General features: G+C 44.2%; 7 protein-coding genes. All 7 read left to right on the forward strand.

Going from position 1 to position 17,684, the window contains the following annotated elements; genetic code table 11:
- Positions 1–22 precede the first annotated feature (22 nt).
- Complete coding sequence (locus FRZ54_RS16755; protein WP_147032731.1) at positions 23–2,464, forward strand: FtsX-like permease family protein; 2,442 nt, start codon at positions 23–25, stop codon at positions 2,462–2,464.
- Positions 2,465–2,538: 74 nt separating this feature from the next.
- Positions 2,539–5,007 (forward strand): ABC transporter permease, encoded by a 2,469-nt coding sequence (locus tag FRZ54_RS16760; RefSeq protein WP_147032732.1) that lies wholly within the window; start codon positions 2,539–2,541, stop codon positions 5,005–5,007.
- A 60-nt stretch (positions 5,008–5,067) separates the two neighbouring features.
- Positions 5,068–7,425, forward strand: a complete 2,358-nt coding sequence (locus FRZ54_RS16765) for an ABC transporter permease (RefSeq protein ID WP_147032733.1) — start codon at positions 5,068–5,070, stop codon at positions 7,423–7,425.
- 75 nt (positions 7,426–7,500) lie between these two features.
- Positions 7,501–9,918, forward strand: coding sequence for a TonB-dependent receptor (locus FRZ54_RS16770; protein WP_147032734.1), 2,418 nt, complete (start codon positions 7,501–7,503; stop codon positions 9,916–9,918).
- A gap of 38 nt (positions 9,919–9,956) precedes the next feature.
- Complete coding sequence (locus FRZ54_RS16775) at positions 9,957–12,455, forward strand: ABC transporter permease (RefSeq protein ID WP_147032735.1); 2,499 nt, start codon at positions 9,957–9,959, stop codon at positions 12,453–12,455.
- Positions 12,456–12,527: 72 nt separating this feature from the next.
- A complete protein-coding gene (locus tag FRZ54_RS16780; protein WP_147032736.1) occupies positions 12,528–14,927 on the forward strand; it encodes an ABC transporter permease in 2,400 nt (799 codons plus the stop codon).
- A 237-nt stretch (positions 14,928–15,164) separates the two neighbouring features.
- Positions 15,165–17,591 (forward strand): ABC transporter permease, encoded by a 2,427-nt coding sequence (locus tag FRZ54_RS16785; RefSeq protein ID WP_147032737.1) that lies wholly within the window; start codon positions 15,165–15,167, stop codon positions 17,589–17,591.
- The last annotated feature ends 93 nt before the right edge of the window (positions 17,592–17,684 follow it).

The raw sequence follows: 17,684 nt of genomic DNA on the forward strand, positions 1-17,684 counted from the left end.
TTAGTGATTAACCGTATGGACCATGTTCAAAAACTACTTAAAAACTGCGCTCCGCAGTTTCAGGCGGCATAAGCTATTCACCTTCATTAATGTAATTGGGTTAGCAATTGGCATCAGCGCTGCATTGGTGATATTCCTTATCGTTGACTACGACTTTACCTTCAACAAGAATTTCAAGGATGGCGAAAGGATATACAGGGTAGTAACCGACTACGCTTTCCAGGGCGAACCGTTTTATAACAGCGGCGTTTGCGGACCGTTACCCGAGGCGGCAAAGAATGAGGCAACAGGGCTGGATGTTGTTGCTCCGCTTTACAACCTGAGTTATAAGGTTACCATACAGGCTAAAACGCCGGCTAAGTTTAAAAACCAGGATGTGGTTTATGCCGACAAAACATATTTTGACCTGTTTCCGCGACAATGGCTGGCTGGTTCGGCAAAAAGCTCACTGAATGCGCCTTTCCAGGTAGTGCTATCTTCAAAACAAGCTCAAAAATATTTCCCGTCGCTTGCCTATGACCAAATAATAGGTAAACAGGTTGTTTACGAAGACACTATCAGAACTACTGTAACAGGCATTGTAGCAGAACCTCGTGGGAATACCGACCTGGCTTTTCATGACTTCATTTCATACGGGACGATGAATAGCATGAGCGACATGAAAAAACAGCTGATAAGCTGGGGGGGAACCACGTCGAGCTCGCAGATGTTTGTTAAACTTGGGACAAAAACCAGAGTTTCGGACATAACCAAACAACTTAACGCCATTTTATTAAAGAACCGTCCCGAACTGAATAAGCCGGGAGGTTATAAACCTACCTTCAATATGCAGCCGTTAAGCGACCTGCATTTTAATGCCCATTACGGCGCTTTTGATACGCCTGTCGCTAACAAAACAACGCTTTACCTGCTGATTGCCGTTGCTTCATTTTTGCTTTTACTGGGCTGCATCAATTTTATCAACCTTACCACCGCTCAGGCGTCGGAAAGGGCCAAGGAGATCGGTATACGTAAAACCATGGGCAGCAACCGCGGGCAGATAATTGCGCAGTATCTTAGTGAGACGTTTATGGTAACGCTACTGGCTGTCATTATCTCGGTAGTGCTGGCGCCCTTCATATTGAAATTGTTCGCCGATTTCATTTCAGCGGATATCACTTTCAACCTGCTTAAACACCCGGCGCTTATCGGTTTTATGATCGTACTTACCCTTGTAGTAAGTTTTGTTTCGGGCTTTTATCCTGCGCTGGTGCTTTCCAAATTCCGCCCGGTGCTTGTGCTGAAGAACCAGGCTTACACCGGTACTAATAAAACACGTAACGCATGGCTGCGCAAATCGCTTACGGTAACCCAGTTCATCATCGCGCAGTTTTTTATTATGGCAACTGTGCTGGTAAGCAAGCAGATACATTATGTATTGCACAAAGATATGGGATTCAGGAAAGATGCTATCGTTAATATTTTTATGCCTTATAATATTAAAAATAAGGGGCTGAAGGATGTTTATACCGAGAAAATAAAGCAACTTCCACAGGTTGACCTTGTAAGCCGAGGGGGCGATATACCATCGACGAATGGCTGGAGTTCGAACGATGTTACTTACCGGGACGGGAAAAAGGAGATACGGTCAGAGTTGTACAATAAGGCCGGGGATGAAAATTATATCAAAGTTTATCATATCAAATTACTGGCCGGAAGGAACGTACAACCAGTAGATACTGCCAGGGCCATGCTTGTGAACGAGAACTACGCGCACCTAATCGGTTTCAGAAATGCATCTGACGCGGTTGGTAAGTTCGTCGAGTTCGGCAAAACAGACAAACGCCAGATAGTAGGAGTTTTTGCGGATTTCCACCAGGCATCGCTACATGCTCCAATAAAACCGATGGCGATTTTTCCGCAGGCATATAACAGCGACGGCCTGCACATAGCCCTGAAACCTGAAACAGCTGGCGGCTATGAATGGAAAGCGGCCACCTCAGCAATGGAAAAACAGTGGAAAGAACTTTTTCCGGATGACGACTTTCAGTTCAGCTTTTTCGACGAATCTATCGCCAAAATGTACACGAAGGAACAGCAGATATCCAAACTGCTTACGTGGGCAATGGGGTTGTCGATATTTATAAGCTGCCTTGGTCTTTTAGGACTGGCGATGTTCACAACCGGCGCACGCACCAAGGAAATTGGTGTACGAAAGGTACTTGGTGCCACTGTATCACAGATAGTTACTTTGCTATCGACAGAATTAGTTTTGCTGGTGCTGCTGGCATTTATGATTGTAACTCCATTAGCCTGGTACGCGATGAATAAATGGATACAGAATTTTGCTGACCATACATTGATAAGCTGGTGGGTATTTGCTTTGAGCGGAGTGGGAATGCTGTTAACTGCGCTTTTAACCTTGAGTTTCCAAACCATAAAAGCTGCTATAGCCAACCCGGTAAAGAGCTTAAGAAGCGAATGATCTTTGATCCATAACTATTTAAACATTATGGCCTGTTGACCAAAGACAAACAGATGAACCATTGAATCAATATCATGATCAGAAACTATTTCAAAATTGCCTTTCGCAGTTTCAAAAAGCACAAGCTTTTTACGTTCATTAACGTTATCGGCCTTTCGATAGGGATAAGCGCTGCCGTGGTTATCTTTCTTATTGTCAATTATGATTTTTCTTTCGACAAATTTCATAAGGATAAGGATAGGATTTACCGCGTTGTAACAGATTTTTCATTTGCCGGTAATACAGGTTATAATGGGGGCGTCACAGGGCCCATGCCCGAGGCAGTGCGCAATGAAGTGACAGGGGTTGTGTCATCGGCGCCATTCTTTACTTTGTATGATTTTACAGCAAGCATCCCTGATGGTTCTAAATCACCAAAAAAATTCAATCACGAACAAAGCTCGGTGCTTGCAGACGGCCGTTATTTTAATATGTTTCAGTATAAATGGCTGGTTGGTTCGGCTTCTGCTTCGCTGAATGGTCCCTACCAGGTAGTATTGACGTCAGAACAGGCCAAAAACTATTTCCCCACACTTTCCTACCAGCAAATGCTGGGAAAAGAGATCATTTTTGAGGATACGCTACGCACAACTGTAACAGGCGTGGTAGAAACATTAAAACAAAACTCCGATCTTACTTTTAAGGATTTTATTTCGTATAGCACAATTAAAAGCTCGCACGCCCTGCAAGACCAGGTACAACCGACAGAATGGGGCAGTACTACCTCGGCGTCGCAGTTTATCGTCAAGCTGTCGCCGGGGAGCACAGTCGCGAATGTTGAAAAACAGATCAATGCTTTATACAAAAAGCATAACCCGCCCAAACCCGAAGACAAAGGAACCACAACCGATTATCGCCTGCAGCCGCTGAGCGACCTGCATTTCAATTCGAAATATGGCAATTTTGATTCGGGAAGCGTTGCCAATAAAGGCACGTTATACGGCCTCCTTTTTATTGCTGCATTTTTGTTGATACTCGGTTGTATCAATTTTATAAACCTTACTACTGCACAGGCTTCACAGCGTGCAAAGGAAATAGGCATACGCAAAACTATGGGCAGCAGCCGCGGACAGTTGATCGGCCAATTCCTGAGCGAAACCTTCCTGGTCACATTATTTGCCGTTGTAATATCGGTAGTTTTAGCCCCGTTTATCCTGAAGCTTTTTTCGGATTTTGTCTCAAAAAACATCAGGTTCGATCCGCTTGGCCACCCGGCGCTCATCGTGTTCATTTTGGCCTTGACCGTACTGGTAAGCTTTATTGCCGGTTTTTACCCGTCGATGGTATTGTCCAATTTTCAACCTGTACAAGTATTGAAAAATCAGGCACTCAGCGGCACCGGCAAAACCCGCAGTACTATGCTACGTAAGTCGCTGACCGTTACGCAATTTATCATCGCCCAATTTTTCATTATCGCTACCATATTGGTAAGCAAGCAGGTATACTATGCCCTGCATAAAGATCTTGGGTTTAAGAAAGATGCTATTGTTTATGTGACCACTCCATATAAAAACAATACCCCAGGTAAAAAACAAGTATTTTTAAACGAGTTGAAAGCATTGTCGCAGGTCGAACTGATCAGTATCGGAAATGCTCCTCCGTCGTCGGGTAATACCAATTCGACGACAGTAACCTACAAGGACGGGAAGAAAGAAATAAAAACCGATCTTGAAATAAAATATGGCGACGAAAATTATATCAATTTATATAAAATAAAGCTGCTGGCTGGTCGCGACCTCACGGCAAGGGACACCGCTGGCCAGATGGTTATCAACAACACTTTTGTTAAAACACTTGGCTTCAAGAGTCCGCAGCAGGCTATCGGCAAATTGATTGACCGGAGCGACAAACCACGCGAAGTGATCGGCGTAGTGGGTGACTTTTATCAAAAATCGTTACGGGCACCTATAAGGCCGCTTGCTATTGTGTATCATCCTGTTAAATATAACAACAACACGTTCCACATAGCATTGAAACCGCAAACCGCCGGGGGGAATGAATGGAAAACCGCTATCGCGGGGATGGAGAAGACCTGGAAGCAATTATATCCTGATAACGATTTTCAATACCAGTTTTATGATGAAAGCATCGCTAAGTTCTATGAAAGCGAGCAGCATACCTCAAAACTACTTACCTGGGCAACGGGCCTTGCCATACTGATAAGCTGCCTTGGTTTGTTAGGCCTGGCAATGTACACTACGGGCTTGCGTACCAAAGAAATTGGTGTGCGCAAAGTGCTTGGCGCAACGGTAACGCAAATAGTGACGCTTTTATCGAGGGAGCTGGTGGTGCTGGTTTTGCTGGCTTTTGTTATTGTAACACCTTTATCGTGGTGGGTTTTGCAAAAGCTGTTCCTCCAGAATTTTGCCGATAAAACCTCGCTGAGCTGGTGGGTATTTGCCTTAAGTGGGGCCGGAATGCTTGCAGTAGCATTAATTACATTAAGTTTTCAGACTATTAAGGCGGCTATTGCAAACCCTGTAAAGAGTTTGAGAAGCGAGTGAAAAGTTGGCCATTTGCGACACCAATAAACTAATAAACCGTTGAACTAACAAACAAATACCATGATACGGAACTACATTAAAACCGCTTGGCGAAACCTTGTAAAAAACAAGTTTTACTCGGTTATTAATATTGCAGGATTAACCTTGGGGCTGGCCATCGGCATACTTATTTTATTATGGGTACAGGATGAACTTAGTTTTGACAGCTTTCATAAAAATGCGGCTAATATATACAGGCTGGAGATATCTGGCGGAACAGGTAAAAGCAAACAGATATTTACTGCCGGCGTGGCGCCGATAGGTCCGCTTTCAAAACAGCAGTTGCCTGATGTTACAGAGCAGGTGCGATTGACCGGGAACGGTTTTTATTCGTTATATAAATACCAGGATAAAGTATTTGGCGACGAATATGCGATGTTTGCAGACCCCTCTTTTTTTTCTGTATTTGATTTTTCATTGATCAAAGGCAACAATGCAAAACCCTTTGTTGATGACAACTCTGTGGTAATTACTGAAACAACCGCAGAAAAATTCTTCGGCCACGCCGATCCGATTGGAAAGGTTATTGTTGCCGATGATAAGCAAAATCTTATCGTCAGCGGTGTAATTGCTGATTTTCCGAAAAACTCAAGCATGCGCTATGATATGCTAATGCCGATGAGCTTTCATATGAAAGCAATGCTGAAGCAGGGCATGGATATGAGTAACAATTTTGGGTACCTGGATTATGATACCTACCTGGTGTTGAAGCCGGGGACATCGTTAAAAACGCTTGCAACGCAAATCAGGCAGATACATTTGAACCATAAAGCCGATGATACTGATGCCGAATACCTGCTTTTGCCTTTAACTAAAATGCATTTGTATAATGCCGACATGACGGATAAGGGCATAAGTACCATCAGGATGTTTATTGGAATTGCTTTATTGATACTGGTCATAGCGTGTATAAACTACGTTAATCTATCAACAGCACGGTCTATGCTGCGGTCGAAGGAGATCAGTATGCGGAAAATAGTCGGCGCTGGCAAAGCGCAGCTTTTTTTTCAATTTATTATTGAAACAGCTTTGCTGTTTTCACTGGCCGCTGTGTTGGCATTGGGCCTCATTTATATGCTGATGCCAGTGTTTAATCAGGTTGCGGGTAAACAATTAGTGCTGAACCTGGCCGATTATCATATCTGGATGGTAATAGGCGCAGCTATAGTAGCCACGCTGGCTGCCTCGAGTATTTACCCGGCTATCCTGTTATCGTCTTTCGAACCATTAAAAGCGCTGAAAGGTAAAGTATCAGCTGGTGTTGGCGATATTATGTTCCGCAAGATATTGGTGGTTATCCAGTTTGCATTCTCCGTTTTACTTATCATCGGCACCATTGTTATCACCAGTCAGCTGAATTACATCCGGTCGAAGAGCCTGGGCTTTGATAAAACAGATGTTATATCGGTATGGATGCGCGATATGGACAAACATTACGACGCGGCCAAAGCCGAATTATTGAAAGCGTCGGGGGTGTTGGATGTAACGCGTTCAAACCAAAACATTGTAAGGTTTCAGGGCTTCACCGGGTCAGTTGATTGGGATGGAAAGGATCCTAAAGACAATATTATTATGCACCCGATAGTGGTTGATAAAGACCTGATATCGTTCTTTAAAATGAAATTGGTAGCCGGGGCTTCGTTTACCGGCGCAGTTAATGATACTGCACATTACATTTTAAATGAAGCAGCCATCAAACAAATGGGCATAAAAGACCCTGTTGGCAAGCGTTTTACCATGCAGGGGAATAAGGGAACTATTATTGGTGTGGTGAAGGATTTTCACTATGCTTCTATGAAAGAAAAGATAGCGCCGGCGATTTTTTGGTATGCTCCCAAATACATGAACAAAATGTATATCAAAACCATCCGTCGTGATGCGCCAAAGGCACTTGCAGTCGTAGAAAAACAGTTTAAAGCCTATAACGGGCAATACCCTTTCGGCTATGCATTTCTGGACGATGTGTTTAACAGCCTTTACCAAAGCGAACAGCAGGAAGGTACCCTGTTCACTTATTTCGCTTCTATAGCAATCGCCATTTCTTGTTTGGGTTTATTAGGTTTGGCGGCCTACACCGCACAGATGCGTACCCGGGAGATTGGTGTACGTAAAGTATTGGGTGCCTCAGTTTCGGGGATTACCGCCATGTTATCATTCGATTTTCTGAAACTGGTGCTGATTGCCATAGCCATAGCCTCGCCGGTTGCATGGTATGCAATGAATAAATGGCTGCAGGATTTTGCTTATCGCATTGATATTCATTGGTGGGTATTTGCAGTTGCAGGGTTATTGGCAGTAATAATTGCGTTTGCCACCATCAGTTACCAGGCTATAAAAGCAGCACTGATGAACCCGGTAAAGAGTTTGCGTAGCGAGTGATTGGTTACTCGTGATCAGTTAATTAGTGAATAGAGATTAATTGAAGGTAATTTTTAATATTAAATTAAGTATTGAATGAAGAAAGCAGGTGCGTTGATTGTTCTATCGTTATTATCTGTTATTGCCTATGGCCAGGCGCCTGATACATCGGCATTTACGCTGACTGTTGTGAATGAAAAATCGCAACCGGTTGATGGTGCCACGGTGCAATTGCTAAAGGCGGACAAATTAGTAAAAGCAGCCATAACCGACGGAAAGGGGGTGGCTGCATTCAGCAACATCAGCGGGGGCGATTATACTTTTTCGATCACATATACCGGGTATGTAAAGAAAAACTCAGCGGTTTATCATTTTCCTTCAGACCTAAAAACCAGCACACTTGCGCTGGAGCCTTCTGGCACCACTTTACAGGAGGTAAGCATAACCGCCCGTAAGCCACTGATTGAGCAAAAACAGGGTAAGGTGATCGTCAATGTCGAATCATCGGTTACCAGTGTTGGTTCTACTGTGCTGGAGGTTTTGGAAAAGTCACCCGGGGTTATTGTCGATCGCAATGGCGGTATATCGCTTAAGGGTAAAAACGGGGTGCTGGTGATGATAGATGATAAGCCGACCTATCTTAACGGGGACGACCTGAACAATTTATTGAGTAGTATGAGTGCCGCGCAGGTGCAACAGATCGAACTGATCACCAATCCTTCTGCTAAATACGATGCCAGCGGGAACGCTGGTGTTATTAATATCAAAATTAAGAAGAACAAGCAAAAGGGTTTTAACGGTTCGCTGACCACGTCGGTAGGGCAGGGCGTTTACCCTAAGAACACCAATAGCCTGGTAATGAATTACCGTAACGGCAGGATCAATGCATTTGTCAATTATAACGTGAACCTGGTTAAGTACCTCACCGACCTGTATGCCCTGAGAAAATACTATACTGAACAGGGCGAATTAAGTTCGATGCTGCAACAGCCGGCTTATTTTAAGGGAAATTTTGCAAACAATACAATCAAAACAGGACTGGATTATTTTATCAGTTCAAAAACTACGGTGGGAATAGTGTTGGGCGCAACTGCTATCCAGCGATCGGGAAACAATAAAGGTATAGCCACCTGGCTGGATGCGGGCGGTACAGCCGACTCGGCTATTGCAACGACCAATAAAAACAGCAGCCGGTTCCGCAATGGTTCCATCAATCTGAATGCGCGGCATACCATATCAGATAAACAGGACATTGCCGCCGACTTTGACTGGCTCCATTACGGCATCCGGACAAATGAGAATTTTGACAACCAGTTTTTGGCAGAGGGTGGTTACGATGAAAAATCGCGGGGGAACATACCAACCACTATTAATATAACCTCTGGAAAAGTGGATTATACCCTGAAGACGAGCAAGAAAGGCACATTTTCGGCCGGGGGGAAAACATCCCACAGCGCGACGGATAACAGCGCTTTTTACCAGAATTATAACGGCGCCCAATGGGTTGACGATAATACCAAGAACAATCATTTTATTTACAGCGAGAATATTCATGCGCTATACGGCAATTTCGACGGGCGTTTCGGGGCAGTAAGCGTAGAGGCGGGGATACGGTACGAACATACTGACTACCATGCACATCAGCTGGGCAATGCCATACAGGCTGACTCGGCTTTCTCCCGTAATTACGGCGGATTTTTTCCGAGCGGCAATATTAGTCTACAGGCGGATTCGTCGCATACGTTCACCTTTACAGCGGGCAGGCGTATTGACAGGCCGCCCTTTCAAAGCCTGAATCCTTTCTATTTTATCATCAACAAATACACCTACCAAACAGGCAACCCATTCCTGCTGCCGCAATACAGCTGGAACCTTGAGCTTAGTCACCAATACAAGGACCTGCTTACAAGCAGTGTTTCCTACAGCCGCATAACCAATTATTTTTCACAGCTATTTCTTGCCGATCCGGCAAGGGGTGTCCTTTTGTATTCGCAGGGCAACGTGGGGCACACCAACAACTTTGGCGTAACCGAAGCTTTGTCGGTTTCGCCTTTCAAATGGTGGTCGCTCAATTTGCAGGCGGTTTACAACCACAAACAGCTGAATGGCTTTAACGGCAATAATTACAGCAGTTATATCGATCAGTTAAATGTGAGCACCACGAATCAGTTTACCGTAGCAAAGTACACAGCCGAATTATCCGGTTTTTACACCACACACGCACGAAATGATATTCAGGAATATTTGTACCCAACAGGGCAACTTTCGGTCGGTATTTCGAAACCCATATTGAATAAAAAAGCAACTATTAAACTGACGGCACGGGATATTCTATATACTAATGCAATGGAGGGATTGACACAGTTCCCCGGAGCAACAGAATATTTTAAGCTTAAGCGTGATTCGCGGGTGGTAACGCTTTCATTTACTTACCGGTTTGGCAAAGCTTATAAAATCAATAAAAGAACCGAAGGCAGTGCTGCAGATGAAGCGGACAGGGTAGGGAACGGCTAAAGGATATTTTAATACTTATGAACTTATAAACTATTATCATGTTAAAAATCAACTTTAAACTTGCGTTCAGGAACATGTTCCGCAACAAGCTGTACACTACCATTAATATTATTGGTTTGGGTGTAGCCAGCGCCTTTTGTATACTGGTTTATTTATATGTAAAAAATGAGCGATCATTTGACCGCTTCCATCATGACCAGGCACAATTGTTCAGGCTGGAAGAGTCGGATCTGTTTGCATCGCTTCAGCACGAACAGCCTAAAAAAAGCTTTTTCTCGTTTATGATGAAGGATGCCGAACAGAAAAATATGGTGGTAACCCCGCCAATTTTAGCTGAAGACTTGAAACGCAATTTTCCGGAAGTTGAAAGTGCCATTCGGTTGGGCGGACTGGGTGACGAGATCGTACGTGCAGGTAATCAGAGTTTTAAGGAAAAAGATAATGTTACTTACGCTGACGCTGATTTTTTCAAGGTATTTAATTTCCCATTAATATCAGGGAACCCCGCCACTGTGCTTTCCGAACAAAATAAGGTGGTGATCAGCGAACGGCTGGCGAAAAAGTATTTCGGAAATGAAAACGCGGTAGGGAAAGTTATCTCATTTCCAAACGACAACAATATGCTTTTTACTGTGGGCGGTGTGTCTGAAAATTTCCCGGCAAATTCAAGCCTGCAGTATGATATGGTGATCCCTATCCAGGCTGACCCGGATTATAAAGAAAGGTTGAAGAATGGCACCAACTCATTTAGTCATCCTTTGATTTTAAAATTGAAGGCAGGTACTGATGTAGCTAAATTCAATGCAAAATTGAATGTTTTCGCAAAAACCTACTTTAAATCAGTAGTTGAATCTATGCAGAAGAACAACCCCAACAAAGTTGAAGATATGCATTTGTACCTGCGGCCATTTGCGGATGCTCACTATAATCAAAGCGGTCCGTGGGGCCACTACACCGATCTGAAAAACATCTACCAGCTGACATGCCTTACCTTTGTTATTTTATTCATAGCCTGTTTAAATTATATCCTGCTAACGCTCACCAGCACTATGTCGCGCTCGCAGGATGTGGGTGTGCGTAAAACTATTGGCGCGGGCCGGCTCCAGATAATCCTTCAGTATTATGCTGAAACACAATTGCTGGCATTTATTTCGGTACTGGTTGGCCTGGTGATCGCCTCGGCTTGCCTGCCATTTTTCAGTTCAATTACAGGGTCGCAATTACAATTGGCCTATTTCTCATTCGGGCAGATCGCATTGCTGTTATTTGTGCTGGCTGTTTCATTAGGGCTCATCGCAGGTATTTACCCGGCGTTAGCTATGTCGGGACTGAAACCGCTTAATATTATGCGCAGTTTCTCGGCTTACAAGCTTAACCCTGTTTTGTCAAAAGGATTGGTAGTTGTCCAGTTTACCATTTGTGTTATCCTGATCATTTCATCATTGGTGATCAATAAGCAGATGCACTTTATTAATAAAACCGACATGGGTTTCGATAAAGACCAGGTAGTTGTTTTGGGTTCGCCTTATAGCTGGTCGGATAAAGAGAAACTAAATGTACTGGAGCAGCGGATGTATAATTATGCCGCCACGCAGCCTGCTATACAGGATATTACCAGCGCATCGTTTGTTTTTGCCGGGTATAACAGCAACGGTTATATTATCAACGGGCAAAAGACTATGTTGCAGGAACTTAATGTTGATTTCAACTATTTTTCCTTTATGAAGATCCCAATTGTAAAGGGCAGGGCATTTTCGCGGGCCATTCCGAGCGACAGCGCCAAAATTGTCCTTCCACCTAATCCCGATCTGAAAGGAAGCACCGCCAGGCATGCGGTTGTAGTAAACGAAACGTTATACGGTATGCTGGGCAAACCCGAGCTGGGTGTGCTAAATAACCAGATGGGTGGAATTATCATCGGTGTCTGCAAGGATTATCATGTTGACGATCTGACCAAAAAAATTCAGCCCGCTTACCATACCGTCAATAAAAACATAGCCGGACAAATATGGATCAAAATAAGTGCGGGAAAAAACATCGCTCAGACCCTACAGGATATCAAAACCTATTGGGATAAGGTTACCGATAATTCACCTTTCGAATATACTTTTATGGACCAGGAGGTGGCCAAAAGTTACGATGCCTATATGCGCTGGATGGCTACTATTACTACTTCATGTATCCTGGCGATTATCCTGGCCTGCCTCGGCCTGTTTGGGCTCTCAGGCATAACCACCATTAATCGTACAAAAGAGATCGGTATACGCAAAGTGCTTGGCGCATCCATATCCAATTTGTTCCTGCTATTAAACAAAGGAACCATCATGCTTGCTATAGGCTCATTTATTATTGCCGTGCCTATAGCGCTTTACCTTGTCTACCAATGGCTCGATAATTTTGTTTACCGCATTAAACCTGATTGGCTATTATTCTCCATAGCCGGAGCAATTGCTATGCTGACAGCAATATTAGCGGTGAGTTACCATACTATACGGGCGGCCCTGGCAAACCCTGTGAAGAGCCTACGGAGCGAGTAAAAATTGCAGTTTTTAGCTGGCAGTTTGCAATTACAATAAACAAACGAACCATTGAACAAATGAACTAACACCATGATAAAAAACTATTTAAAAATAGCCTGGCGTAACCTTGTAAGGCAGCGTCTTTTCAGTCTCATCAATATTACGGGCCTGGCAGTTGGGCTTGCTGTTTGTATGCTTATCATGCTGTATGTGGCGCATGAGCACAGTTACGACCGTTTCCATAAAAATGGCGAGCGTATTTATACCCTGCACGCCAGTATAAAAATTGGCGGGCAGGCTTTGAACATGACCTATATGAGCTTTGCTGCGGGCCCGATAGTGAAGCAAAACCAACCTAAGGTGCAGGATTATATGCGCACGATGGATAATGTCAAACAGGTTATAGTTTATGACCCGGCCAAACCAGACGTAAAATTTGCCGAAAGTAAAATGATGTTTGCCGATGCGGGCTTTTTCGATTTTTTCTCTTTTAAGTTATCATCCGGCAACCCATCTACAGTTTTGACCAGGCCATTCTCTGTTGTGCTTTCAAAGGACATGGCAAAAAAATATTTCGGCGATAGCGATCCGGTAGGGAAAACACTCACCATAAAAAGCGATAGCGCTTATACTTATCAGGTAACCGGCGTTGCTGAAAACGCACCGTCAAACTCATCGATCGACTTCAATTTTATAGCTTCGAACGCGAGCTTGTCATCTATGAAGGATATGAGCAACCGGATAGGCGAGCAGCAACGCATAGGTCCGGGATCATTCAATATTTACCTGCTGCTGAAAGACAGGGCCGACACAGCACAAGTAAAACGCGTAATGCAGTCGATTGTTAAGGCCGATAAGCAAGCCTTTGATGATGAGCGGTTTTCGCTAGAACCGCTTGCAATTACACATCTTGAAAACAATTACGGTGATACGGCCGGCACAAAGTATCTCAAAATATTCCCTATAGTTGCCGTATTGGTATTACTGCTGGCGCTAGTCAATTATATGAGTCTTTCGACCGCCAGGGCCGCTTTGCGGGCCAAAGAGGTGGGCGTTCGGAAGGTAACCGGGGCAAGCCGCACCAATATAGCCAGGCAGTTTTATGTCGAATCAGCACTTTTTACGTCTTTATCGTTCCTATTGGGCTACGTGTTGTGTTATGCCTTTAAACCACTCTTTTTAAACGCCCTGAAACTTAAGATCGACAACAGTTTCCTGTATAGCCCATTGGTATTATTACTTATGGCCGGGCTGTTGCTGGTTACAGTTTTGATAGCCGGAAGCTACCCTTCGCTGGTATTGTCATCATTCAAACCTGTTATTACTTTGAAGGGAAAAATGAGCAAACAATCAGGTGGAGTAACGGTGCGCAGGGTATTTACGACGCTGCAATTTGCCATATCGGTAGGCCTTATCATTTGCGGCATCGTTATCGACCGTCAATTGTATTATCTACGACATGCAGAGACCGGCATCAACAAGGAAAATGTGGTTATGATACCTGTAAACAGCACCTTCGGCGAGCACTACCATGCGTTTAACCAGGAGGTGAAAAACCTTGCCGGCGTAACTGCCGTGGCAACATCGCATTACGGCATGTTCCAGGGATACGATATGTATATGGTTAACGGCAAAAATCAAAAACAATCGTCGATGCTCCCGGCTTTAACCGTGGATGAAAATTTTATAAGCGTACTGGGTCTTAAATGGAAATATCCACCATTGTTGAACGCACAAATTGCGGGTCGTAATAAAGTGGTGATAAACGAGGAGGCATTATCAAAACTGCAGCTGGACGCTAATCCGGTTGGCAGTTTTATAAAAGCCGGTACAGAAAATATAGAAATAATGGGGGTTGTAAAAGACTTTAACTTTAGTACGTTGCAGGAACCCATAAAACCATTGGGCTTATTCATGGCACAGGATACAGCACGTTACTGGACTAAATTTGGCTGTAATCTTTTTGCCAGGATCGGGCCGAAGACAAATCTCCCTACGCTGATCGATGCCATAAAAGGCATTTACAAAAAATATGACAAGGACACTCCCTTTACTTATACTTTTTTGGATGATGCTTTCAATTCACAATACCAGGCCGAAGATCGCCTGGCGTCCATATTCAGCATTTTTACCATAATAACTGTAATCCTTGCCGGTATGGGGCTATTTGGCCTGGCAGCATTTACCATCGAACAGCGAACTAAGGAAATAGGCGTACGCAAAGTGCTTGGCGCAAGCTTGTCGTCCATATCAACATTGCTTTCCAAAGATTTTTTAAAACTGATACTGCTTTCTATTATCATTGCGTCGCCGGTGGCCTGGTGGGCCATGCACAACTGGCTGCAGGGCTTTGCCTACCGCATCAATATCCAATGGTGGATGTTTGTTTCGGCAGGAATTCTTGCTGTGGCAGTAGCGATCATCACCGTAAGCTATCACGCCATAAAAGCGGCTATTGCGAACCCGGTAGATAGTTTGAGGAGCGAGTGATTAGTTAACTTGTGACCAGAGATTAGTCCAAAAGTCTACGTAAGTCGGAAAGTTCGAAAAAAACTGATCACTGATCACAAAGCACCGGTTAACTAACTTCCATTGTATCGAAACCGTACAGTGCGTGTCATATTTACGAACATATTCGTACATTCAGAATAAGGATAAATGACTGAATATTAGATTATTGACATTTTGGTACGCGATTTAACGATCTGTTTATAAATAACCCATTCTATGCTTAAGAACTATTTCAAAATTGCCTGGCGCAATATCGTTCGCCACAAAGGGTACGCAGCTATTAACGTTTCGGGCCTTACAGTTGGCATAGCAGCCTGCCTGCTTATTTTCGTTATCATCCAGTTCGAAACAAGCTTTGAAACCTTCAGGCCAAATTATAAGAATATCTATCATGTAGTAACCCAGCAAAAACGCGAGGAAGGCTTTGCTTATAACCCGGGAGTACCTATCCCTTCGACAGAGGCATTGCGCCTTGATTTTCCGCAGGCCAAAGTAGCCGCTATCAATACAGCCTATGGTAGCCAGATCACGGTATTGAGGGGTGGAACCGCGGGTGATGCAGGCGACAAGAAATTCACTGAAAATATGGGGGTTATGTTTATGGAACCCCAGTTCTTTGACATTTTTAAGGCCGACTGGCTCGCGGGTAACCCATCGGTACTGGCGCAGCCGGAGATGGCTGTGATAGATAAAAGCAGCGCGGAAAAGTATTTCGGCGATTGGAAAAATGCGGTGGGAAAATTGCTAAAAATGGATAACCTGATCAATTTAAAGGTGGCCGGTGTAATAGAAGATGCAAAACCAAACAGCGACCTGCCACTCAAAATATTGATATCCTTCCTCACGGTAAAAAAATACCCTGATAATTACTACTTCCAAAGCGGTTGGCATTCGATAAGCAGCAATCACCAGGTTTTCATGGAACTACCGGCCAGCGAATCAGTGGTCAGGATCAATGCTCAGCTGGCAGGCTTCGTAAAAAAGCATTCGGGTGATAAAGGTAAGGTTGGGACGATAGAATTTTTACAGCCACTGGCGGATATGCACTTTGATACCCGGTTTGGGAACACCCTCGGCGACCATATGACCACCCGCGCGTCACTGCGCACCATGTCGTTTATCGCGGTGCTCATCATCATTATGGCCTCTATTAATTTTATTAACCTGTCTACAGCGCAATCAGTGGGCCGGTCGAAAGAAGTGGGTATCCGCAAGGTGCTGGGCAGCAGCCGCAAGCAACTTATTGCGCAGGTAATGGGCGAAACAGCCATCATCGTTGTTGGAGCGGTTATCTTATCGGTCATCGCAGCCAAACTGGCACTCCCTTATTTAAAGAATGTTGCCAACGTACCCGATTCGATCAGTCTGTTAAGTATTGGTAGCATATTGTTCCTTGCAATTGTTGCAATAACCGTGATACTGCTGGCGGGTATTTACCCCGCGTTGGTGGTGTCGGGCTTTAAGCCGGTACTGGCGTTAAAAAATAAAATAACCGCTGCCTCCATTGGCGGCATACCTTTGCGGAAGTCGCTGGTGGTGGGACAGTTTGCTATTTCACAGTTTCTGATCATAGGAACGATGATCACCATAAAACAAATGAATTTTGTTAATGAGGCCAACCTGGGGTTTAACAAAGAGGCGGTCCTGATCATACCAGGCTACACGGATAGCATTAGCCTGGGTAAAATGGAGTCGTATAAGCAGCGACTATTGCAAAACCCGGCGGTGCGCTCGGCAAGTTTTGTATCTGATGCGCCGTCATCCGACAATAACTGGGGTACTAATTTTTATTTTGACAATTCGACGAAAGAAAATGGGATCACTACCTTTTTAAAGGTTGGCGATGCTGATTATTTTAAAACCTTCGGTCTGCATTTTGCTGCCGGTAAAGGTTTCGAACAAAGCGACACAGCGCGGCAGGTTGTTGTAAATGAAACTTTTGTTGCTAAACTGAACATAAAACCGCAGGACGCCGTGGGTAAAACGGTACGTTTGGGCGGAAATAAGTCGCCCTGGCTCCGAATAGCCGGTGTGGTGAAGGATTTTAAAACTAATTCGCTCAGAGAGGCGGTTAAACCGATAGTAATATCCCCGGCTAAAAAATTTGAATCGGAAGTAGCTATCAAGATCCAGACGAAAAATCTCGTCCAAACGGTAGCCGGATTGCAAAAACAGTGGGAGAGTACTTATCCCGAATATGCCTATAATGGCTATTTCCTGGATGAAAACATCGCTCATTTCTATAACCAGGAAAACCAGATGGCCCTTATCTACAAAATATTTGCCGGTATAGCCATTTTTATTTCGTGCCTTGGTTTGTATGGACTGGTGTCGTTCATGGTAGTGCAGCGGACCAAAGAGGTTGGTGTACGCAAAGTGCTTGGTGCATCTATCAGTAGCATTGTATACTTATTCTCAAAAGAGTTTATGATACTGATAGCGCTGTCATTTGTGATAGCTGTGCCGGTTGCCTGGTATATGATGACCGGTTGGCTGCAAAACTTTGTTTACCGCATCCATATCAGCGCCGATGTGTTTTTTGCGGCTGTATTAGCTTCGTTATTGCTGGCATGGCTTACGGTGGGCTACAAAGCTGTGAAAGCCGCTTTGGTGAACCCGGTGAAGAGCCTTCGGAGCGAATAGGCCCCAACTAAATCCTCCCCGGTAGAGAGGACTTTATAAACTATATTAAAAATATAAAGTCTTCCCTACAAGGGGGAGATTTAGAGGGGGCAA

It is taken from the genome of Mucilaginibacter ginsenosidivorans (assembly GCF_007971025.1).
GTDB classification, from domain to species: domain Bacteria; phylum Bacteroidota; class Bacteroidia; order Sphingobacteriales; family Sphingobacteriaceae; genus Mucilaginibacter; species Mucilaginibacter ginsenosidivorans.

Bases quoted from the DNA above. Each gene is read 5' to 3' on its own strand.
- FRZ54_RS16755 (WP_147032731.1), top strand. From the start codon at position 23: ATGTTCAAAAACTACTTAAAAACTGCGCTCCGCAGTTTCAGGCGGCAT.
- FRZ54_RS16760 (WP_147032732.1), top strand. From the start codon at position 2,539: ATGATCAGAAACTATTTCAAAATTGCCTTTCGCAGTTTCAAAAAGCAC.
- FRZ54_RS16765 (WP_147032733.1), top strand. From the start codon at position 5,068: ATGATACGGAACTACATTAAAACCGCTTGGCGAAACCTTGTAAAAAAC.
- FRZ54_RS16770 (WP_147032734.1), top strand. From the start codon at position 7,501: ATGAAGAAAGCAGGTGCGTTGATTGTTCTATCGTTATTATCTGTTATT.
- FRZ54_RS16775 (WP_147032735.1), top strand. From the start codon at position 9,957: ATGTTAAAAATCAACTTTAAACTTGCGTTCAGGAACATGTTCCGCAAC.
- FRZ54_RS16780 (WP_147032736.1), top strand. From the start codon at position 12,528: ATGATAAAAAACTATTTAAAAATAGCCTGGCGTAACCTTGTAAGGCAG.
- FRZ54_RS16785 (WP_147032737.1), top strand. From the start codon at position 15,165: ATGCTTAAGAACTATTTCAAAATTGCCTGGCGCAATATCGTTCGCCAC.